The following is a 22,559-nucleotide window of genomic DNA, read 5'->3' on the forward strand; positions in this document are numbered from 1 at the left end:
TGCAAACGCCCCTAAGCGGCAATCTGACGTTCAATCGTCGGCCGCGTACCAAAACGCTTCCCTCCTCTTTCACGTCACCTTGCTCGCTTAGGGGCGTTTTCGCTGACTTATGCTCAACCTGCGACGCTTTCGTGGCCCTAAGTAGTCATCGGGGACGTTCTTGTTTGAGTAGTCGTTTAAGAACGTCCCCAATGACTATTTATTCGGACTGCTAATTTGTGCGGGCTGTGGTTTTGTGACCTGCTGATATTAAAGATACTGTACAACTGTACACTAACTCATCTTCGTAGTATATTGCTACCCGCAAAACTCAGCACCATTGTGCCGCGAGGCACTAAAGCGCCTACGTACAATGGTTGTCGATAGTACGATTCGATTCAACGACAGGATGGATGGTCCAAGCGTGAGTCTCGGCAGCAAACTATCCAACGCAAAGGTCTCCTTTGCGATATTTAAGCGCGACATTAAGCGACTGCTTATGAACCCCGTCGCCCTGGTGGTTACCTTGGGCGTGTGCGTCATTCCCTCGCTGTATGCCTGGTACAACATCGTTGCCAACTGGGATCCGTACGGAAATACCCAGGGCATTAAAATCGCCATCGCCAACAACGATCAGGGCACCCAGAACGACCTAGTGGGCGAGCTCAATGCGGGCGATAAGGTGGTCGATCGGCTCAAGGAAAACGATCAGCTGGGCTGGACCTTCGTCGATTCGGCCGCCGATGCCAAAGAGGGCGTCGAGAGCGGGGAATACTACGCGGCGATCGTAATCCCCAAGAACTTCTCCGACAATCTGGTCTCGATGCTCGACGGCAACTACCATCAGCCGAAGCTCACCTATTACGTCAACGAGAAAAAGAGCGCCATTGCGCCCAAGGTCACCGATACCGGTGCCAACACCATCGAGGAGCAGATCAACTCGGAGTTTGTCTCCACGGTGGGCGAGACTGTTGCCAGTATCGCCAAGGATGCCGGTGTCGATTTAAAGGACAAGGCAACCCAGACTCAGGACTCGCTGACAAGTTCGGTGTCCGAGGCATCCGACACCTTGGGTGAGGTGCGCGATTCGATTGGCGATATGAATGCCGCCATCGATAAGACGAGTGGCGCTATCGCCTCGGCTGATGCGGCGCTTGCCGGCTTGCAAGGTCAGGCACCGTCGCTGACGCAGGCAATCTCCCAGGGCAACGACCTGCTGGGCGAGGCTCGCGCCACGGCGGGCAACTCTATCACCTCGCTCTCCAAGGCACTCTCGGAAGGTAGCCTTGCACTCACCAAGACGTCAGCCTCCGCGAACGCTGCGATTGGCAAGCTAACGGGTACGGTCACATCTACGACCACCCGCATCGACAACTCGCTCGAGTCTCTCCAGGCGACGATCGATCACAATAAGGCCGTTATCGGGCACTTGGAGATTCTCGTTAATGACACGTCGACAGGTTCCGAGGAAATTGACGCGCGCATTGTATCGACCATCGATTCGCTTCGCGAGCAAAACCAGAAGCTGCAGAGCATCAAGGATGGCCTTTCTGCACAGTCGAGCGCCATGGCAAACGACGCTACGGCAATCTCGAACGCGAGCAACGCACTCAACGCGGCAATTCAGACCGGTACGGCTAACCTCGGTCAGGCTCAGACCGATCTGGGTCAGAACGCACTTCCGAAGGCTTCGAGCGCGCTTGATTCCTTTGCCGCCGTTTCGGGCGATTTGACCGGCATTGTGTCGGGTATGACCCCCACGATAGCGAGCGCGCGCGGCACGCTGGCGCAGCTCGACGCCACGCTCAAGCAGGCAAAGACCACGCTATCCCAAACCGACGCCTCCCTTGCCAAGGTTCAGGACAAGCTCGCGACCGCCGCCAATGACATTGCGGCGCTGCGGACCTCTGAGTCTATGGGCGAGTTAGCCGACCTCATGGACGTCGACGTCAATGACGTGGCAGATTTCATGGCATCTCCGGTTGAGCTGACGTCCAAGTCAATCTATCCGGTCAAGAGCTTTGGCTCGGGCATCGCGCCCTTCTACACCAATCTGGCGCTGTGGGTAGGCGGCTATGTGCTCATCGCTATCTATAAACTCGAGGTCGACCGCGAGGGCATCGGTAGCTTTACGGCGCGTCAGGGCTACTTTGGCCGCTGGCTGCTGCTGGTGATCCTGGGCGCGTTCCAGGCCATTATCGTTACGGTGGGCGACCTGGTCATTGGCGTTCAGTGCGTCAATCCGCTGCTCTTTGTACTGGGCGGCATCGCTATTTCGTTCACCTACGTCAACATCATCTATGCGCTGTCCACCACGTTTAAGCATATCGGTAAAGCCATTGGCGTCATCCTCGTCATTGTGCAGATCCCCGGCTCGTCGGGCATGTATCCCATCGAGATGATGCCCGGCTTCTTCCAATGGCTGCATCCGCTGCTGCCCTTCACTTATGGCATCAACCTGCTGCGCGAGACCGTCGGTGGCATGTATTCGTTCAACTACCTGTTCAACCTGTGCATCCTGGGCGTGTTCCTTGCCATCGCGCTCTTTATCGGTCTGCAGCTGCGCCCGTTGCTGCTCAACCTCAATCTGCTCTTTGATAAGCAGCTTTCCACGACGGGCCTCATGATCTGCGAGTCCAACGACCTACCGCGCCAGCGCTATTCGCTGCGCACGGCCATGCGCGTCATGCTCGATTCGGATTCGTACCGTCGCGAGCTGCTCGATCATGCCGTGGCGTTTGAGCATCGCTACCCGTACTACATCAAGGGCGGTTTTGCCGCCGTGGTAGGCGTGCAGGTTCTGCTCTTTGTGCTTTCGACGGTGCTCGATATCGACAATAACGGCAAGATCATCCTGCTCGTTATCTGGATTATCTCGGTCATTGCCATCTGCGGCTGGCTCATCAACATCGAGTACATCCGTGCAAGCCTCAACACCCAGATGCGCATCTCGGCGCTTTCGGACGAGGACTTGCGCCGCGAGATGCGCGAGCACACGGCTGCCATCCCTGCCGCCCGTCGCATGTTTGGTCTCAACGCCAGCGAGCGGGGCACCAAGGACAGCGAACAGCCCACGAGCCGTCTGCCGCATATTGGTGCGCATCGTAAATCTCAGGGCAGCGACAGCACAGCTACAAATGATGGAGATACCACCCTGCTTGGCAAGCACTCTAAAGGAGGTGAGGCATAAATGAAGAACATCCTGCACCTGTTTAAGCGTGATGTCCAAAACGTGTCTCGCTCCGTGATCGGCATGGTCGTCGTGATGGGCCTCATTATCGTGCCGTGCCTGTACGCGTGGTTTAACATCGCCGGCAGCTGGGATCCGTACGGCAATACCGGCAACCTTAAGATTGCAGTGGTCAACACCGATGAGGGCTACGAGAGCGACCTGATTCCCGTCGAGATCAACGTGGGCGAAAACGTGACGGCGACCCTGCGCGGTAACGAGAACTTTGACTGGGTTGTCCTCAACGACCGCGATAAGGCGATTGAGGGCGTTAAGTCGGGCACATACTATGCCGCCGTCGTTATCCCCAAGACGTTTAGCGCCGACATGATGACGCTTTTCTCGACCAACGTGAAGCACGCCGACATCGAGTTCTACGAAAACCAGAAGGCTAACGCCATCGCCCAGATCGTGACCGAAAAGGGTTCGAGCGCCGTCCAGAGCCAGGTGAATGAGACCTTTACCAAGACCATCACGACCATCGGCCTTAAGACCGTGTCCAGCCTGCTCGATTACATGAGCACCGATCAGGTCAGCAGCTTTATCGCCAACCTGTCCTCGACACTGGGCGATTCGGTCGAGGACCTGCAGGACGTTCAAGCCAACGCGACTTCGCTGGCGGGCATTTTGAGCTCGACCTCCGATTCGTTGACGTCGGCGAGCGGTATGCTCCAGCAGACGGGTAAGGTCGATGAATCTACCAAGCAGTTGATGGAGCACGCCGAGAGCGGCATTAGTGATTCCAAGGAAGCACTCAAGGCCGCCAACGACGCCATCAACGCCGCGATTGACGGAAGTGCGGGCTCGTTTGACAACGTGTCCGCCGAGCTCGCGAAGGCTTTCGACGCCGCAAACCAGCATGTCAACGTTACGGTGACCCAGCTCAACGAAGCCGCGTCGGCACTCGAATCGCGCGCCAAGGAAATCGACGACACGGCCGACCAGCTCCGCAGCTTTGCCGATCAGGTGAGTGACGAAAAGCTCCAGGACAGCCTCAAGTCTGTGGCTACATCGCTGGGCAGGATCGCGACGGAGTATCGTAACAATGCCAACGACCTGAGGGCAACCGCAAAGTCCCTTTCCGACAGCATGGCAGAGGTCAACAGCACGCGTGCCGAGGTCGACCAGGCCATCGCCGATGCCAAGGCGGGCATCTCGGGCGCTAAGTCCGACTACGATTCCACGTTCTCGGTCAAGGCCAAGGAGCTCAAGAAAACTATTTCGGGCGTTCTGGATTCGCTCGACGGCATCTCGGGCGACCTGGATAGCGCTGTTGCCGGCCTGACCGACGCATCCGGTTCGCTGGCAAAGGGTCTCTCCAAGGCCGCAAAGCTGGTCAACAAGGCTTCCGATCAGCTGGGCGAGGCGTCGGACAAGATCAGCGCGTTCAAGGACGAGCTCGACGGCGCCCTGATGTCGGGTGACCTGGCGACGATCAAGACGATGATCGGCAACGACCCCGAGGGCCTGGCCGTGTCGCTTTCCGGCCCCGTTGCGCTCGACCGCAAGCCGGTCTATCCGATCCGCAACTACGGTTCGGCCATGGCGCCGTTCTATACGATTCTGTCGCTCTGGGTCGGCTCGATCGTACTGGCGGCCATGATGAAGGTCTCGGTCGACGACGAGCTCATCAACGAGCTGATCCCCGTGCGCCTGCACGAGATCTACCTGGGCCGCTACCTGTTCTTTGGAGGTCTGGCCCTGCTGCAGGCGACACTCGTGTGCGCGGGCGACATCCTGTTCTTTGGCATTCAGTGCGACAACCCGCTGCAATTTGTGCTGGCGGGTTGGGTCGCGAGTCTCGTGTTCTCCAATATCGTCTACACGCTTACGGTTTCGTTTGGCGATATCGGCAAGGCGCTCGCCGTCGTGCTGTTGGTTATGCAGGTCGGCGGTTCGGGCGGTACGTTCCCCATCGAGATGACCGGCCCTGTGTTCCAGGCGATCTATCCGTTCCTGCCGTTCACCCACGGCATCAACGCCATGCATGCCGCCATGGCTGGCGCCTACCATATGGAGTACTGGGTTGAGCTGGGTATTCTGGCGAGCTATCTGATTCCGTCGCTGGCCCTGGGCGTCGTCTTCCGCCGTCCGGTCATCAAAGCCAACGACTGGATTATCGAAAAGCTGGAGTCGACCAAATTGATTTAATACAGCAACGTAAACGCTGTCGGAACATCGAGGATTTCTGTTCCGACGCTTTAGTTGAGTGAATTGCATGGGCTGCTTGGTTGTTGCTACAGTAGCGGGGCGTGCCGGGGGTCCGGTGCGCCCTGTTTTTATTTGACCATGAGGCGGCATGCGGTCACGCGCGTGCGGACACCACGCCCAGATTGAGCGCGAGGATGCCCTATGCCCCAGCATGTCACTGACAATATCGAAATGATGCCCGATGGCCCTGTGGCTCGCGAGGACCTGGGTGCGGGCGGCACCTCCCGTGGTGCCGGTGCTCGTTCGCCGTTGTTCTGGAAAGTTCTACTGCTTTCGGTGGCGATTATCTGGGGTTACTCCTTTACCACTATGAAGGACGCGCTCGACACCATTCCGGTGTTTGAACTGCTCTACGTGCGCTTTCTGCCTGCGGCGTTGGTCATGTTTGTCATCTTCCACAAGCGCATCATCGCGCACCTCAACGCCCGCAATCTTATCGTCGGACTTGGAATGGGCACACTTATGTGGGCCGCCTACGTCCTGCAGACGGTCGGTCTGGCGCACACCACGGCGGGCAAGAACGCGTTTTTGACGGGTACGTACTGCATCCTCGTGCCCTTTGCGAGCTATTTTCTGAGCGGCGAAAAACTCACCCGCTATAATCTGGGCGCGGCACTGCTGTGCTTGGCGGGCATTGGCCTGGTGGCGCTTGATAGCGTCGAGTTCAACATCGGCGATGCCATTACGCTGGGCGGCGCGGTTTTCTTCGCCATCCAGATGGCGGTGACCGCCAAGTACGGTCGCAAAATGGACATCAACGTCATCACGTTTTGGATGTTTGTGGGCAATGGCGTGCTGAGCCTGATCTCGTCGCTGCTATTCGAGACCCAGGCGCCTCTGTCCGTGTGGACGCCGAATTTTATCTGTGTGATGGCGTTTCTCTCGGTGGGCTGCACATGCGTGGCTCTGCTCATCCAAAACGTCGGCCTGGCGCATGTCCCGGCTTCGACGGGCTCGCTGCTCCTTTCGATGGAGTCGCCTTCGGGCGTGTTGTTTTCGGTGCTGCTGATGGGGGAGGCGCTCACCTCGCGCCTGCTCGCCGGCTTTGTGCTTATCTTCCTGTCGATTATCTTGAGCGAGACTCACTTCGATTTTTTGCGTCGAAAGCCGCGCCCGCAATTGTAAACAACTTGTTGCGCCGCCCTCCTGGGGCGGCATTTTTTATGCCTCGCCCTTAAAGTTGTACCTTGCGCTTTACGCTATCAAAGTGCTTACTGCAAAAACGTTACTGGAGGGCATTTATGGCACCAGCTCAGTCCGATCTTCAACCGCAATCAGCGCCCAAGGCCACCGCGGCGGCGCAGGCCGCTATCGGTGACGGTCTTGTTGCAGAAGCTCAGGCGTTTGCCAACGAGCTTGCCGCATGGCGCCATGATCTCCATCAAACGCCTGAGCTCGGTAACAACCTTCCGCAGACGTCCGCCTTTATCCAGGCGCGTCTGGACGAGATGGATATTCCCTATGCCGTGCTTGTTGACGGCACCTGTGTCGTTGGCCTAATCGGTGCCGGCGCGGCAGCTGCTGCTCGGGGTAACGGTACGTGCACGGACAAACAGGCCGGTACGGTCATCATGCTCCGTGGCGACATGGATGCCCTGCCTGTTGCTGAAGAGTCAGGCGAGCCTTTCGCCTCTACGAACGGCTGCATGCATGCTTGCGGCCACGATATGCATGCGACGGCGCTGCTTGGCGCGGCGCGTCTGCTCAAGGCTCGCGAGGCCGAGCTTGTCGATGCCAATGCCACCGTCAAACTGCTGTTCCAGCCGGGTGAGGAGACCTTTGAGGGCGCACGCGCTGCCATCGCCGACGGCTTGCTCGAGAACCCGCGTCCCCAGGCTGCCTTTGCCATGCACGTTAACAGCCAATCGCCGCTTGGCCTGGTGCTCTATGGGAGTCCGGCGCTCTCGGGTGTGTACGGTTTCCGCATCACGCTGCAGGGCAAGGGTGGCCACGGGTCCAGCCCCGAGATTTGCATCGACCCCATTACGGCCGGCGTGCATGTGCACCTGGCGCTTCAGGAGCTTATCTCCCGTGAGGTGCCGGCGGCCAAGGAGGTCGCGCTTACCGTGGGTAAGTTCGCTGGCGGCTTGGCGGCCAACGTCATCCCCGACACCTGCGTGCTCGAGGGAACGTTGCGCGGCTTCGATGTCGAGCTCATGGAACATCTTAAGACCCGCATCGCGGAGGTCGTCAACGGCGTTGCCGCAACGTATCGCACGCCGGCGACTATCGAGACGCTCTCGGATGTTCCGCCGCTGGTACTCGACGACGGCATGACGCAGGCGTCGCTTGGCTACGTGGGCGCGGTGCTGCCCAAGGCTGCCTTCCTGCCGCTGTTCCACGCCATGGCGAGCGAGGACTTCGCGTTGATCTCGAGCGAGATCCCGAGTGCGTACTTTACCGTGGGCGCTGCCGTGACTGATACGGACGAGCATTTTGCTCAGCATCATCCCAAGGCACGTTTTAGCGATGCCGAGCTTCCCCTTGGCGCCGCGGCTTATGCTGCCGTCGCTTTGGGCTACATCGCCGACCACCGGTAGCACCCAATCTTGCTACTCGTTTGCTTAAAAAGGAACAGTATGTCTCAGCAACGTAAGTTCTTCCCCGGCTGGCTCGTGGTGGCCTCCGGCTTTGTGATCATGGCCACGTGCTACACCATTTTCGTCAACTGCATGAGCCTGTTCCAGCCGCTCATCGTCAGCGACTTGGGGATATCTCTTGCGCAGTACAACATCTCCAACGCCCACGATCGCTGCGTCTAAGCAGTTTGGCATGGCCGACCTCGGTAAGGTCACGGGCACCATTACCTCGCTCGAGATGGTCGGCGGCACCGTGGGCGCCATCGTCTCGGGCGTGCTGTTCGATGCCACGGGCTCCTTTGCGAGCATCTGGATTGTGTGCCTGGCGTGCTCCGTGGTCATGCTGGCGTTCTTGCTGGCGTCTGAGCCCATCGCCGCCAAGCTGCGCGCGAGCGTGGCGGGGGAGTAGACGTCAGTCGCTCTTTTCTGTTTGCCCCGTTCTGTTCGTGGCCGCCCTGGAAGCCGAATGGATGCTCGTACCATCATTCGGTTTCCAAGGCGGCCACGGGCCTACGAAATGATCCGTTTTCCTCCGTCCCCAGCAGATCATGTGACCCAAAGGGGTCGGAGGAAAGCGGATCGGCTGCCGCGGCGGCGCATCTGGCCGAACGAGCCCCCATACCCTCGTTCGGTCAGATGCACCGCCGCTGTTTGTGTTTGTGCCGTATAATGACCACTACCTATGACGCGATACAAAAGAAAGGTGTTTGCCCATGCAGGCACAGAAGGCGGAGGGAACCCGCGACCTTATCGGCGCTGAGATGCGCGCCTGGCAAAAGATGCAGCAGATCGCTGCCGGCGTGTTCGAGCCGTTTGGCTTTAAGCCCATCGAGACGCCCGCCATCGAGCAGGTGGACGTGTTTGTCCACGGCATCGGCCAGTCGACCGACGTCGTGCGCAAGGAGATGTTCCGCGTCTTTAGCGGCGCCAACCTGGAGCGCGTCTTTGCTGAGGGCACCGATAGCAAGCTCAAGCCCAAGCAGCGCCTGGCGCTTCGTCCCGAGGGCACGGCCGGTGTGGTGCGCGCCGTCGTGGAGAACAACCTGGTGCCCCAGGGCTCCACGCCGTTTAAGGCGTACTACGCCGAGGCCATGTTCCGTGGCGAGCGTCCCCAGAAGGGTCGCCTGCGCCAGTTCCACCAGGTGGGCATCGAGTGGCTCGGCGCTCCCGATCCGGCAGCAGACGCCGAGTGCATCATCATGCTCATGGAGTTCTACAAGCGCCTTGGTTTCGATCTTTCCAAGCTCCGTCTGCTCATTAACTCGATGGGCGATGCCCAATGCCGTCCGGCCTATCGCGAGCAGGTCAAGCAGTTTATCCTCGATCACGCCGACGAGATGTGCGACGAGTGCCGCGAGCGCGCCGAGCTCAATCCGCTGCGTGCCTTCGACTGCAAGAACGACCACTGCCGCGAGATCATGGCCGACGCACCGCTGATGGGCGACAACCTGTGCGACGAGTGCCGCGAGCACTACGAGCAGGTCAAGCGCTATCTGGATGCCGCCGGTATCGAGTATGTCGAGGATCCCACACTGGTGCGTGGTCTGGACTACTACACCCGTACCGTCTTTGAGGTCGAGGCTCCCGGCGCCGGTGTCGGCTCCATTGGTGGCGGCGGTCGCTATGACGGTCTGGTCGAGCTCGAGGGTGGCAAGCCCACGGCGGGCGTCGGCTTCGCTGTCGGTTTTGAGCGCGCCCTGCTGGCCCTGCAGGCCTTTGGTAACGACTTGGGTGCCGAGGAGGCCCCGTGCGTCTACGTCGCCAACGCCGGCAAGGAGCTGCGCCAGAACGTCTTTGCCATCACGCAGGAGCTTCGCGCCGCTGGCATCGTGACCGAGGCCGACTACCAGGGTCGTTCGCTCAAAGCTCAGTTTAAGCAGGCCGACAAGGTTGGCGCCAAGCTCATTTTGGTCCTGGGTGGCGACGAGCTTGCCGCCGGCAAGGTCAAGGTGCGCGACATGGAGAGCCATGAAGAGGTCCTTGCCGATCTGGCCAACGTCGTCGAGGCGGTTCGCGAGCGCCTGTAGCGCATCATTTTGAGCTGCGGGTCCGCTTGAGTGTCTCGTCCATTGCGAGCGATTGTTACGGGGGTGTTTCGCATTTATGCGGAATGCCCCCGTTTGTGTATGCCGTCCACCGAGAAATACGACCATTTAGAGCAAAAACCCTTGCAATGCAGAAAATACTTTTGTGTGGTAAAGCGCAATCAGTGTCGAAAGTATTTCGCAAGCGCCTATAATGAATACCGCATGTTACGTGCATAGAAGGAGGAATGGGAGGAAACGTGGCTGAGAACCTAAGCAACCAGTCTGTACCCGAAGCCGCGGCGCGCGTCGCTGCCGTGGTCAACCGCCTCGTTAACCGAATCGGCTCGAATGCCGAGTCCAGGGAGCGTCTCGCCGAGATCGAGATCCCCGAGGAGCTGCGCGACAACTTGGCGCTGTTCCTGCGCCTGGAGCGCCGTGTGCTTAGCGAGTATGATCCCGAGATCGCGGACCTGTTCGACAAGATCCTGACGGCCGAGATTGTGGCCAATGCCGGAAACCCCGGCGCCCGTGCTGCCGACGAGGCCGTCGACGAGCAGGGCGTGCCCACCGCCGACGAGCCCACCGCCGTGGCATTCCGTGAGGTCGTCGATCTGATCGACAGTCTGCCGCTCGATAAGCAGCAGGTCATCGTTCGCGCCTTTACGAGCTTCTTCCACCTGGCAAACCTGTCGGAGGAGAACTACCGTGTGGCGCAGCTGCGCGAGCGCGAGGCCGGCGCATCGACCGATACCGAGGTCGATCCCGCCAACGAGCTCACCGTCGCCTATCACCAGTTGGTAAACGAGATGGGTGTCGAGGGCGCCAACGAGCTGCTCGGCAAGCTCGAGTTCCACCCTGTCTTTACCGCACATCCCACCGAGGCCCGTCGTAAGGCCGTCGAGGGCAAGATTCGCCGTATCTCCAACCTGCTGGAGGAGCGTCCGCGCCTGGGCGGCTCCGACCTGGTGGAGAACGAGCGCCATATGCTGCAGGAGATCGACGCTCTGGTGCGTACGAGCCCCATCGCGCTCAAGAAGCCCACGCCGGTCGAGGAAGCCGATACCATCATCGACATCTTCGATAACACACTGTTCGATGTGATCCCCGTCATCTACCGTCGTTTTGACGACTGGGTGCTGGGCGACAAGGCCGGTACCGTGCCGCCGCTGTGCCCGGCGTTCTTCCATCCCGGCAGCTGGATCGGTTCCGACCGCGACGGCAACCCCAACGTTACCGCCAAGGTGAGCCGCGAGGTCGCCGCCAAGTACTTCACGCACATGGTGCTCAAGCTCGAGGACAAGTGCCGCCGCATCGGCCGCAACCTTACGCTCGAGGCCGCCTACAGCAAGCCGTCGGCAGAGCTCATGAACCTGTGGAACCATCAGGTCGAGATGAGCGCTCAGTACACGGCTCGCGCCGAGCTGATTTCCGAGCACGAGCCGCATCGCGCCGTCATGCTCGTCATGGCCGACCGTCTGAACGCCACCGTGCGCCGTATCACCGATACCATGTACCACAGCGCCGATGAGTTCCTGGAGGACCTGCGTGTCGTCCAGCGCTCGCTGGCCGCTTGCGGTGCCGTCCGTGCTGCCTACGGCCCGGTCCAGACCATCATCTGGCAGGTCGAGTCCTTCGGCTTCCATATGGTCGAGATGGAGTTCCGTCAGCACTCCGTGGTGCACGCCCGCGCCCTCAAGGATATCCACGAGAACGGTATCCATGGCGACCTGCAGCCTATGACGCGCGAGGTCATCGACACCTTCCGCGCTATCGGTTCCATCCAAAAGCGCTACGGCAAGAAGATGGCGCACCGCTACATCATCTCGTTCACCAAGAGCGCCCAGCATGTGGCCGACGTCTTTGAGCTTGCCCACCTGTCCTTTGCGCATGAGGAGGATGTCCCCGAGCTCGACGTGATCCCGCTGTTCGAGCAGCTCGAGGACCTCGAGGGCTGCGTCGACGTGCTCGACCAGATGCTTACGCTGCCCGTGGTGCAAAAGCGCCTTGCCCAGACCAACCGTCGCATGGAGGTCATGCTGGGCTATTCCGACTCCTCCAAGGATGCCGGTCCTACCACGGCTATGCTCGCGCTGCACTCCGCACAGGAGCGTATTGCCAAGTGGGCCGAGAAGAACGATATCGATCTGGTGCTCATGCACGGTCGCGGCGGTGCCGTGGGCCGTGGTGGCGGCCCGGCCAACAAGGCCGTGCTGGCGCAGCCCAAGGGTTCGGTCAACTGCTTCTTTAAGCTCACCGAGCAGGGCGAGGTCATCTTTGCCCGTTACGGTAACCGCACGCTGGCTCAGCGCCATGTTGAGTCCGTTGCCGCTGCAACGCTTTTGCAGTCGGCCCCGAGCGTCGAGAAGACCAACACCGAGACCACGCAGAAGTTCTGGGATATGGCCGAGAAGCTCAACGCTGCAAGCCACGAGCGCTATCTGGATCTGCTGAACACCGAGGACTTTACACCGTGGTTCTCGACCGTGACGCCGCTGACCGAGGTCGGTCTGCTGCCGATCGGCTCGCGCCCGGCCAAGCGCGGTCTGGGTGCCAAGTCGCTCGACGACCTGCGTACCATTCCGTGGATTTTCAGCTGGAGCCAGGCTCGCATTAACCTGGCCGCTTGGTACGGTCTGGGTACCGCCTGCGAGCGGCTGGGCGATCTTGACCAGCTCAAGGCTGCCTACCAGGAGTGGCCGTTCTTCCGCACGTTCATCGACAACATCGAGATGTCGATCGCTAAGACCGACCAGCGCATCGCCAAGATGTATCTGCACCTGGGCGATCGCCAGGATCTGTCCAAGAAGGTCTTCACCGAGATGCAGCTCACGCGTAAGTGGGTCCTTGCCATCGTCGGTGACGAGTGGCCGCTACAGCGCCGTCGCGTGCTTGGCTGCGCCGTTCGCGTGCGTAACCCCTATGTCGACGCCCTGTCCATCGCTCAGGTCCGCGCCCTTCGCGAGGTGCGTATGAACCAGGACGAGATGGCCGAGGAGAAGAAGGCCGAGTACATGAGCCTGATTCTTTCGACTGTGACCGGCGTCTCGGCAGGATTGCAAAACACGGGGTAATCGATAGCCCTGTGGCTCTCACCGGGACCCGAAGGGTTTCCCTCTGAATGCGTCCTCGCACTTGAAGCCCCCTTATCCTGCTCCTTCGGAGCTGCGGATAAGGGGGCTTCGTGCTGCGGAATGCATTCAGAGGGAAACCCATCGGGTCCCTTCGTCCTCGGTCTTCGGGGATTACAGCTGAGGGGAGAATGGCGCGCTTCGCGCTTAATGTGGGGTGCGGCGAGGGCTTCTTGCGTCCTGCGGAGTGTGCCTAAAAGTAAACTAATGGCGGGCCCTACGATGTCCGGTCTTCGGCGGATTACTGCTGGGGAAAGATAGCGCGCTTCGCGCACTTTGATGGGGCTTCGTGCTGCGGAATGCATTCAGAGGGAAACCCGTCGGGTCCCTTCGTCCTCGGTCTTCTGGGATTAAAGCTGAAGGGAATAAGGCGCGCTTCGCGCCTCGCGTCTTATCGATCGGGATTGAGATGCATGTGGCGCTTCTTGACTTACGACTGTAGCGGCCGCGGTCCCGTTTGGGATCGCGGTTGTTTTGTTGTGGGTCAAATATGAACGTTGTGTTAATGAGTCGGTGGACGGTGGTGTTTTTCGGTGAGCGGCGTATCCTTCCAACGGTTTGACTAGTGTGTCAGTTGAAAGGAAGAGGGCGCTCGTCAATGTTTGAATGTGAACTACCGTTTGACCACAAGACGTTGCATCTGGAGCTCGAGGACAAGAACTTCGCGGGTGTGATGGAAGGTCATCAAAACGAGTTTAAGACTACAAAATCGCAGGAAGAGCTGGTAGAGGAGTCGCTTGCCAACCCTTATGGCTCGCCTTCGCTCGAGGAGCTTTGTGCTGGCAAAAAGGATATCGTAATTATCAGCTCTGACCATACGCGTCCCGTTCCTTCGCGTGTGACGATGCCTATTCTGCTGCATCACATTCATGCCGCTGCGCCCGAGGCCCGTGTGCGTATTTTGGTTGCTACGGGTATGCACCGTCCGTCGACGCACGAGGAGCTCGTCAATAAGTATGGCGAGGACATCGTTGCCAACGAGGAAATCGTTATGCATGTCGCGACCGACGACAGCATGATGAAAAAGATCGGCACCCTGCCTTCTGGTGGCGAGTGCATCATCAACAAGATTGCGGCCGATTGCGATCTGCTGCTTGCCGAGGGCTTTATTGAGCCGCACTTCTTTGCCGGTTTCTCTGGTAGCCGCAAGTCCGTCCTGCCTGGCATCGCCAGCTACAAGACCATCATGTACAACCACAACGGTCAGTTTGTGAACGATTCCCACTCGCGTGCCGGCAACCTGTGCCACAACCACGTGAGCGAGGACATGTTTGCCGCCGCCGAGATGGCTCACCTTGCCTTTGTGCTCAACGTGGTGCTCAACGGCAAGCACGAGGTCATTGGCTCCTTTGCCGGCGACATCCACAAGGCGCACGAGGCTGGCTGCGAGTTCGTGAAGAGCCTTGCCGGCGTTGAGCCCGTCGAGTGCGAGATCGCCATTACCACTAACGGCGGCTACCCCCTCGATCAGAACATCTATCAGGCTGTGAAGGGCATGTGCGCTGCCGAGGCCACGCTTCCCGAGGGCGGCGTGATCATCGACGTCGCCGGTTGTGCCGACGGTCACGGCGGCGAGGGCTTCTATCACAACATCGCCGACAACGATCCGGCAGAGTTTGAGCGCGCCTGTATCGATCGTCCTAAGGACGAGACCCTGCCCGATCAGTGGACGAGCCAGATCTTTGCCCGCATCCTGGCGCATCACCCCGTGATCATGGTCACCGACCTGTGCGATCACCAGATGCTCAAGGATATGCACATGACGCCGGTCAACACCCTCGAGGAGGCGCTCAAGCTCGCCTTTGAGATGAAGGGTGCCGACGCCAAGGTCGCCGTCATCCCCGATGGCCTGGGTGTTGTCGTCGCGCAGCACTAGTGCGCGGCTTAAACGAATCGTTTATAACCGACAAGAAAGATAAGGTTTTATGCTTACCAAACTCCTCTGCGAATTCGGCGCGACGGCCCTCATGATCGTCTTTGGCGTGGGCGTGCACTGCGATACCGTGCTCAAAGGCACCAAGTATCAGGGCTCCGGCCATATGTTTGCCATCACCACCTGGTCTTTTGGCATCTCGGTCTGCCTGTTTGTCTTTGGCGGCGCCGTGTGCATGAACCCCGCTATGGTGCTTGCCCAGTGCATCGTCGGTCTGGTGCCGTGGGGCAACTGCATCCCCTTCATGCTTGCCGATATGCTCGGCGGCTTTGTGGGTGCCGTGATCGCTTGGTTTATGTATGCCGATGAGTTCAAGGCTTCCGAGGGTGTCGTCGATCCCATTGCCCAGCGCAACATCTTCTCGACCAACCCCACCACCGAGGGTACGAACTATGCCCGCAACTTCTTCTGCGAGGCAATCTGCACCTTTGTGTTCATTAGCGCCATCCTTGCTGCTGCTAGCCGTGCTGGTGAGGACGTTTTGATGCTCGCCATCTGCGTCGGCCTGATTGTCTGGGCCGTTGGCATGGGCATGGGCGGCATCACCGGCTTCGCTATGAACCAGGCACGTGACCTTGGTCCCCGCCTTGCTTATCAGGTGCTGCCGATTAAGAACAAGGCTGACAACAACTGGAAGTATGGTCTGCTTGTTCCTGGCATCGCGCCGTTTGTCGGTGCCATCGTGGCTGCGTTGTTTGTGCATGGTTTCTTGGGCATGTTCTAGTCCAAGGCAATTGATATAACGTCCGGGTCCGGCATAGGTTAACTTTCCGCCGCGTCCTCGGACATGCAAGAAGCTCCCGCTGCGCACTTCGTGCGGCGGGAGCTTTTTGCGTCCTGCGGAATGCGGCGGAAAGTTAACCTATGCCGGACCCTGCGGGAATCCAGTTGCGTTCGAACAAGCAACCAACATATATATCTGAATTTGGATGTGGTGGGCACTTTGTTGTTAGGCGCTTTGAGGTGCGAGTGACACTTTGGGATGCGTGGCGCCTTGGCGTGGGGCGGTGCTTTGGGATGAGCTTCTTACTTAGTTGAAGAGGGGTTTTATGGCTGATAGGTAGTCTTTGGCTACGTCCTCTTTTGGGGCTTGGAAGTTATGCCAGGCCCACCATTGGACCATTCCTACGAAGCTTGAGGCTATGTGGTGTAGTAGGAAACTGCGGTCCATGGTGCCGGCGGGGCCTGCGGGGTCGACGGGGACGGTTTCGGCTGCGCGCGACATGATGGTCTTGCGGAGACAGTCGGCGAAGACGCGTGAGCCGGCGCCGGCTACGAGGGCTCGAACGCCCTGGCGGCGTTCCCAGAGATTGTTGAGGATATGCTCGACCTGCACGAGTGGGTCGTCGAGCGGTGTGCCATCGTCGTCAAGAGCGTGGGTGCAGATGTCGCTCACGAGTTCGGACAGTAGGTCGTCTTTGCTCTTAAAGAGACCGTAGAATGTCGCGCGGCCTACGTGAGCGCGAGCGATGATGTCGCCGACGGTGATCTTGCCGTAATCTTCCTCGCGCAGGAGCTCGGAGAACGCCGCAACGATGGCGGCGCGGCTTTTTGCCTTGCGGGCATCCATGGCTATGCGTCCGCGTGAACGAGCAGGCAGCGGAGCGTGCCGGAGCAACCCTCGTAGGGGCGTTTGCCGGCGCCGTAGCCGACAGCTTCGATGCGGTAGCGTGAGGGCAGTTGGTCGGACGTACGCAGGGCGGTGACGATGGCGGCGCCTGTGGGCGTTACGAGCTCGCCAGCGACCGGTGCAGGCGTGAGAGCGATATTGCCCGCCTGGCACAGGTTGACGACAGCGGGGACGGGAATGGGCATGAGGCCGTGTGCACAGCGGATGGTTCCGTGGCCCTCGGAGAGCGACTCGACCACGATGTCCTCAATGCCCAGGTCATCGAGGCAGATGGCGACAGAGCAGACGTCGACGATGGAGTCGATGGCGCCCACCTCGTGGAACATGACGGTCTCGGGCGTTTTGCCGTGAGCCTTGGCCTCGGCAGCGGCGAGTGCGGTAAAGATGGCGAGGGCGCGACGCTTGGCGCCATCGCTTAGCTGCGAGCCATCGATAATGGCGGTGACGTCCGCCAAAGACCGGTGGTGATGGTGGTGGGCGTGATGATGCCCCTCGTGGCCATGGCCGTGGATCTCATGGTCATGGTCGTGTGTGTGCTCGTGCTCATGCTCGTCATGGTCATGATGATGGTGGTGCTCATGCTCATGCATATGCTCGACAGCTGCTTCGTTGCCGTAGAGCCAGGCCATATCGTGGTCGTGGTTCTCGAGCTCCTCTGCCAGCTGAACGTCAAAGTCGCAGGCGTCGATGCCGTGCTTGTTTACGCGCGTGACGGCGATCGAAAAGCCATCGACCGGCAGCGTGGCGAGCTGTTCGCGCAGCTGCTCCTCACTGGCATCCAGGTCGAGCAGGGCCGCAACGGTCATATCGCCGCTGATGCCCGAGGTGCCGTCGATGATAAGCGTGTGCTGATGGTTGGACATGGGATGCTCCTTAGCGGGCGCAGGGCGTGCCGGCGCTCAGATGATTGATAAGACTTGCCTGGTAGGCGGCACCAAAGCCGTTGTCGATATTGACGACCGAGACGCCGCTGGCGCAGGAGTTGAGCATGGCGAGCAGCGCGGCCACGCCACCAAAGTTCGCGCCGTAGCCCACGCTGGTGGGAACGGCGATGACCGGGCAACTCACCAGGCCGCCGATGACGCTCGCCAGGGCGCCTTCCATGCCGGCGATGGCGATGACCACCTGCGCCTGGGCAAGTTCCTCGGCATGCGCAAGCAGGCGGTGCAGCCCGGCGACGCCCACGTCGTAAAGGCGATCGACTTCGTTGCCATAGAACTCGGCCGTCAACGCGGCTTCCTCGGCGACGGGCAGGTCGCTCGTGCCGGCGCAGGCGACAACGATGCGTCCGTTGCCGGTAGGGGAGGGCTTGCCGCCCACGAGGGCGAGCTGCGCGTCCGGGACATATCCCAGGTCGATGCCGTTGCCGAGAAGCTCCGAGGTGCGGGCGGCCTTTTTGGCGTCCAGGCGCGTGACCAGGATGCGCTCCTGGCCGGCATCGCGCAGCGCTTTGATAATGGCGGCAATCTGATCGGCGGTTTTACCGGCACCGTAGACAACCTCGCCGGCTCCCTGGCGCACCCCGCGCGAAAGATCGAGCTGCGCAAAGCCCAAATCGGCGGTCGGAGCCGTCTGGATGCGCGTGAGGGCGACGGCCGGGGTGACTGCCCCGCCGGCAACATCGCTCAGTAACTGCTCAAGATCTCGCTTATCCATATATGTTCCCTTCGACGGCGCAAAGTCTAGCACTCAAAGGGTATGTTTCCGAACATTAAGACAAAATTGTTCGGAAACTATAGGACAGACTGATTCAATTGTTAGACGGATCGACTAGTCACGCAGGATGATGTCCATGGCGAGCATCAGATTGCGCTCGTCGATGGCAAACGGGGCGGCCTCGCGCGTCTTGGGCTTGGCACAAAACGCGATGCCCGTGCCCGCGGCCTGAATCATGGGGATGTCGTTGGCACCGTCGCCGATCGCGACGGTGTGGGCCATGTCGACGCCGCACTCAACTGCCCAGTCCAGCAGCTGGATGAGCTTGGACTCCTTGGTCACAATGTCGGCAGCCAACTTACCGGTGAGCTTGCCGCCTACGACCTCCAGACGGTTGGCCAGGCAAAAGTCGATTCCCGCGGCGGCCACGATCTTGTCGGCAACCTCGTGGAAGCCGCCACTTACGACGCCGACCTTCCAGCCCTTGCTGTGCGCCGAGCGCACAAGCTCCAGCGCGCCGGGGGTAAACGTCACGCGCTCAAAGGTGCGCTCGAACACGCTCTCGTCCAAGCCGGCAAGCAGCCCCACGCGCTCCTCGAGCGCTTGCTTAAAGTCAAGCTCGCCGCGCATGGCGCGCTCGGTGATCTGCGCCACTTGCTTGCCCACGCCGGCTTCCTCGCCCAACAGGTCGATGACCTCCTGGTTGATGAGCGTGGAGTCGATATCCATAACGATGAGGCGTGCAGTCATGGCGGGCCTTTCCAAGTGCAGTTGTATTGGGGCACATTGTCGCACGTGACGAGCGCGGGCGGGTGTCACGGCGCGTCAATTGTTTCGTCTCCGTCAAGTCTTTGGGCAGGAGCCACTTTTTCGCGGCACATCGACGCGAGTGCGATAAGATAGAACGCCATGTCTGGCTGCGCGGTTTACGCAGGCTGGGCAAATCTGTACGACGCCGCCCGGAACGACACGGGGCGGCACAGATCCATAAAGGAGGATCACTGGTATGAGCCAGACCCGTCCCATCGATGAGCATTCCATGCACACCCGTACCTGCGGCGAGCTTCGCTTCGAGAACGTGGGCGAAGAGGTCACCCTCACCGGTTGGGTGAGCCGTCGCCGCGACCACGGCGGCCTTATCTTCTGCGACCTTCGCGACCGTGAGGGCATCACGCAGCTCACCTTCGACCCCGAGCACTCCGACGGCGACGCCTTTAAGATCGCCGAGACCATGCGTCCCGAGTGGCCCATCAAGATTCACGGCGTCGTGCGCGCCCGTGGCGAGGAGACCACCAACACCAAGCTCGCGACTGGCGAGATCGAGGTCCTGACCGACCACGCCGAGGTGCTCAACACGTCCGTCACCCCGCCGTTCCAGATCGAGGACGGCATCGAGACCAGCGAGGACACCCGCCTGCGCTATCGCTATCTGGACCTTCGTCGTCCCGAGATGATGGCCAACCTCAAGCTGCGCTCCGACTTTACCTTTGCCATTCGCGAGGCGCTGCACAACCGTGAGTTCATGGAGGTCGAGACGCCCTCCCTGTTCAAGTCCACGCCCGAGGGCGCCCGCGACTTCATCGTCCCCAGCCGCATCCAGCCGGGCAACTTCTACGCCCTGCCGCAGTCCCCGCAGCTCCTGAAGCAGCTGCTTATGGTCGGTGGCGTCGAGCGCTACTATCAGGTTGCCAAGTGCTTCCGCGACGAGGACTTGCGTGCCGACCGTCAGCCCGAGTTCACCCAGGTCGATATCGAGATGTCCTTCGTGGACCAGAACGACGTTATGAGCGCGCTCGAAGAGGTTCTTGCCGATGCCTTCGGCCGCATGGGTGTCGAGATGCCCACGCCGCTGCGTCGCATGAACTACTGGGAGGCCATGGACACCTATGGCTCCGACAAGCCCGATACCCGCTATGGCATGCACTTGGTCGACCTGACCGACATCTTCGCCAACTCCAAGTTCAAGGTCTTTGCGACTGCCGCGAACGAGGAGGGCTCTGTCGTCAAGGCCATCAACGCCAAGGGCGCCGGTGCCTGGGCTCGCGCCAAGATCGATAAGCTTGCCGGCGTGGCTTCCACGTTTGGCGCCAAGGGCCTTGCCTGGATCGCCTTCCGCGAGGACGGCTCCATCAACAGCCCCATCGTCAAGTTCTTCTCGGACGAGGAGATGGCTGCCCTGCGCGAGCGCATGGACGTCGAGCCCGGCGACCTTGTGATGTTCGCCGCCGGCCCGCGCCTGCTCTCCGACGAGATCCTGGGCGGCATGCGTTCCCACATGGCTAACGCGCTCGAGATCAAGCGCGAGGGCCACGACTTCTTGTGGGTCGTCAACTTCCCGCTGTTCCACTGGGACGAGGACCGCAAGGCTTACGCTGCCGAGCACCAGCCCTTCACCCTGCCGACCGAGACCGACATCGCCAAGATCGAGGCCGACCCGCTGGCAGCCGGTTCCTGCACCTACGACTTTGTCATGGACGGCTTTGAGGCCGGCGGCGGCGGTATGCGTATCCACAACGCCGAAATGCAGATGTCCATGCTCAAGCTCCTGGGCTTTACCGAGGAGCGCGCCGAGTCGCAGTTCGGCTTCCTCATGGAGGCTCTCAAGTTTGGTGCGCCCCCGATGGGCGGCTTCGCCCTGGGCCTGGACCGCGTGTGCATGCTGCTCACCGGCTCCGACTCCATCCGCGACGTCATGGCGTTCCCCAAGACGGCCAGCGGCTCCGACCTCATGTCGGGCGCCCCGAGTGCCGTTTCCGGCGCCCAGCTCAAGGACGTCAGCCTGCGCCTGATGTAGGCAAGCGGCTACATATTGCCCGTAACGAGGGAAGGACACGTGCCTTCCCTCGTTTTTTATACGTCGAGATTGTGAGGGCATGGGATGACCGGGCGTTGCGGAAAGTGCGTCCCGGAATCTGCGTCCAGAACGGGTCGCGCTTTCCCAAAGGGGGTCCTCTGGGAAAGCGCGACCCAGAATTCGGCAAAATAATGGGGCACAGTTTCCGCTTGAGCGGTCTAACGGAAACTGTGCCCCAGAATGAGCGCTCAAAACGGGGCAGGCTTTCCGCAACAACTGTCTGGCGAAAAGCCCGGCCCAGTTTCCTACAGCGAGTCTCTCTGAACGAGCTGCATGTGCATCACGGAGGTGGTGGGCTCGGCGCCCTTGATCATGTCGAGCGCAATGTTGGCGGCCATGTGGCCTTCTTCGCGCAGGGGCTGGCGGACGGTCGTGAGTGCGGGGACGCAGCGCGCCGCAATCTCGTGATCGTCGAAGCCGACGACAGAAACGTCCGCCGGAACGGATAGGCCTGCCTCGTTGAGTGCGGTGATGACGCCAGCCGCGATACGGTCCGATCCGCAGAGCACGCCATCGAAAGCAATCTCGCGCGCGAGGATCTGGTGCATGGCCTGATAGCCGTCTCCGCTGTTCCAGCCGGTATAGATAACGTTTGCGTCTGGGAGGTCTTCGCCCAAGACGGCGCGGTAGCCGCGCAGGCGGTCGACAACAGCGGGGTTGTCTTGCGGTCCCAACACGGCGACGATATCTTTGCGCCCGCGCTCCTTCATGGCGAGTGCCGCAAAGCGTCCGCCCTCTTCGTCGTCAGAGTAGACCGTCGAGAACACATCGCGATAGGGGTGACCCTCGAGCTGGCCGCACAACACGGTGGGCACGCCCAGCTCGCGCAGTACCTCGAGCAGTTCGCTGCCCTTGTAGGGGGAGACGTTGATTACGGCGTCGAACGAGCGGCGCTCAAAGTGCTCGCGTGCGCGGTTGCGCTCATGCGTAGAAGACGCCTGCAAGATAACGGGCAGATAGGATGACTCCGACAGTTCTTCGGTAATGCCGCTCAAAAACTCGCTATAGGTGGGGTCGCTGAAGAGTTCACTCAGGGGCTCGGTCACGAGCACGGCGATGATTTCCGTGCGTCCGACAGCGAGCGCTCGGCCACGAGCGTTGGGGACAAAATTGACTTCCTTGGCCGCTGCGCGGACGCGCTTTTTGGTTTCCTCGCTAATGCGGGGCGAATCGTTGAGGGCGCGCGATGCCGTGGAGCGCGACACGCCGGCAGCTGCGGCAACCTCGGCAAGCGTAGGTGCGGTGCGAACTGGTTGGGTCATGGCGTCTCCTGGAAAATGCGGTCGATGTTGTCATTGATACGGGCTGGTGCGGATACAGCTTACTATAGTGC

16 protein-coding genes are annotated in these 22,559 nt (G+C 60.4%); 11 read left to right on the plus strand and 5 right to left on the minus strand.

What is annotated here, in order from left to right; genetic code table 11:
• The first annotated feature begins 403 nt into the window (after positions 1 to 403).
• The 10 genes from DW850_RS02150 to larD all read left to right on the plus strand — a co-directional run bounded on the left by DW850_RS02150 (position 404) and on the right by larD (position 15,810).
• Positions 404 to 3,169, plus strand: coding sequence for a YhgE/Pip domain-containing protein (locus DW850_RS02150; RefSeq protein ID WP_233540589.1), 2,766 nt, complete (start codon positions 404 to 406; stop codon positions 3,167 to 3,169).
• Positions 3,170 to 5,359 (plus strand): YhgE/Pip domain-containing protein, encoded by a 2,190-nt coding sequence (locus tag DW850_RS02155; protein ID WP_117786117.1) that lies wholly within the window; start codon positions 3,170 to 3,172, stop codon positions 5,357 to 5,359. It begins immediately after the preceding gene.
• Between the two features lie 201 nt (positions 5,360 to 5,560).
• Positions 5,561 to 6,544: a DMT family transporter gene (locus DW850_RS02160; RefSeq protein ID WP_117637368.1), complete on the plus strand. Its 984-nt coding sequence runs from the start codon at positions 5,561 to 5,563 to the stop codon at positions 6,542 to 6,544.
• Positions 6,545 to 6,660: 116 nt separating this feature from the next.
• The gene (locus DW850_RS02165; RefSeq protein WP_199575483.1) at positions 6,661 to 7,959 is read left to right on the plus strand and encodes a M20 family metallopeptidase; all 1,299 of its coding nucleotides are present in this window, start codon (positions 6,661 to 6,663) and stop codon (positions 7,957 to 7,959) included.
• A gap of 39 nt (positions 7,960 to 7,998) precedes the next feature.
• Positions 7,999 to 8,181, plus strand: coding sequence for a hypothetical protein (locus DW850_RS02170; protein ID WP_089572657.1), 183 nt, complete (start codon positions 7,999 to 8,001; stop codon positions 8,179 to 8,181).
• A 10-nt stretch (positions 8,182 to 8,191) separates the two neighbouring features.
• Positions 8,192 to 8,407 carry a hypothetical protein gene (locus DW850_RS02175; protein WP_199575485.1) on the plus strand — a complete coding sequence of 72 codons (216 nt, stop codon included), beginning with the start codon at positions 8,192 to 8,194 and terminating at the stop codon, positions 8,405 to 8,407.
• Positions 8,408 to 8,711: 304 nt separating this feature from the next.
• Positions 8,712 to 10,025: a histidine--tRNA ligase gene (gene hisS / locus DW850_RS02180; RefSeq protein ID WP_117786118.1), complete on the plus strand. Its 1,314-nt coding sequence runs from the start codon at positions 8,712 to 8,714 to the stop codon at positions 10,023 to 10,025.
• A 257-nt stretch (positions 10,026 to 10,282) separates the two neighbouring features.
• Entirely contained in the window at positions 10,283 to 13,096 is a 2,814-nt protein-coding gene (locus DW850_RS02185) for a phosphoenolpyruvate carboxylase (RefSeq protein WP_370215562.1), read from the plus strand.
• A gap of 655 nt (positions 13,097 to 13,751) precedes the next feature.
• Entirely contained in the window at positions 13,752 to 15,029 is a 1,278-nt protein-coding gene (gene larA / locus DW850_RS02190; RefSeq protein WP_117583385.1) for a nickel-dependent lactate racemase, read from the plus strand.
• Between the two features lie 49 nt (positions 15,030 to 15,078).
• A complete protein-coding gene (gene larD, locus DW850_RS02195) occupies positions 15,079 to 15,810 on the plus strand; it encodes a D/L-lactic acid transporter LarD (RefSeq protein ID WP_117583384.1) in 732 nt (243 codons plus the stop codon).
• Between the two features lie 306 nt (positions 15,811 to 16,116).
• Here larD and DW850_RS02200 read toward each other — a convergent pair whose 3' ends face one another.
• The 4 genes from DW850_RS02200 to serB all read right to left on the minus strand — a co-directional run bounded on the left by DW850_RS02200 (position 16,117) and on the right by serB (position 19,122).
• Positions 16,117 to 16,656 (minus strand): TetR/AcrR family transcriptional regulator, encoded by a 540-nt coding sequence (locus DW850_RS02200; RefSeq protein WP_117786120.1) that lies wholly within the window; start codon positions 16,654 to 16,656, stop codon positions 16,117 to 16,119.
• Between the two features lie 2 nt (positions 16,657 to 16,658).
• On the minus strand, positions 16,659 to 17,579 hold the full coding sequence (locus DW850_RS02205) for a LarC family nickel insertion protein (RefSeq protein WP_117583382.1): 921 nt from the start codon (positions 17,577 to 17,579) through the stop codon (positions 16,659 to 16,661).
• Between the two features lie 10 nt (positions 17,580 to 17,589).
• Positions 17,590 to 18,372, minus strand: a complete 783-nt coding sequence (gene larB / locus DW850_RS02210) for a nickel pincer cofactor biosynthesis protein LarB (protein WP_117583381.1) — start codon at positions 18,370 to 18,372, stop codon at positions 17,590 to 17,592.
• A 114-nt stretch (positions 18,373 to 18,486) separates the two neighbouring features.
• Positions 18,487 to 19,122, minus strand: coding sequence for a phosphoserine phosphatase SerB (gene serB, locus DW850_RS02215; protein WP_117583380.1), 636 nt, complete (start codon positions 19,120 to 19,122; stop codon positions 18,487 to 18,489).
• Positions 19,123 to 19,378: 256 nt separating this feature from the next.
• Between serB and aspS the strand changes: the two genes are divergently transcribed.
• Positions 19,379 to 21,166: an aspartate--tRNA ligase gene (gene aspS, locus DW850_RS02220; protein WP_117583379.1), complete on the plus strand. Its 1,788-nt coding sequence runs from the start codon at positions 19,379 to 19,381 to the stop codon at positions 21,164 to 21,166.
• A 305-nt stretch (positions 21,167 to 21,471) separates the two neighbouring features.
• On the opposite strand, the gene DW850_RS02225 is transcribed toward aspS, so the two are convergent.
• Positions 21,472 to 22,488: a LacI family DNA-binding transcriptional regulator gene (locus DW850_RS02225; RefSeq protein WP_117583378.1), complete on the minus strand. Its 1,017-nt coding sequence runs from the start codon at positions 22,486 to 22,488 to the stop codon at positions 21,472 to 21,474.
• Positions 22,489 to 22,559 lie beyond the last annotated feature (71 nt).

It is taken from the genome of Collinsella sp. AM36-4AA (assembly GCF_003467795.1).
Classification (GTDB): Bacteria; Actinomycetota; Coriobacteriia; order Coriobacteriales; family Coriobacteriaceae; genus Collinsella.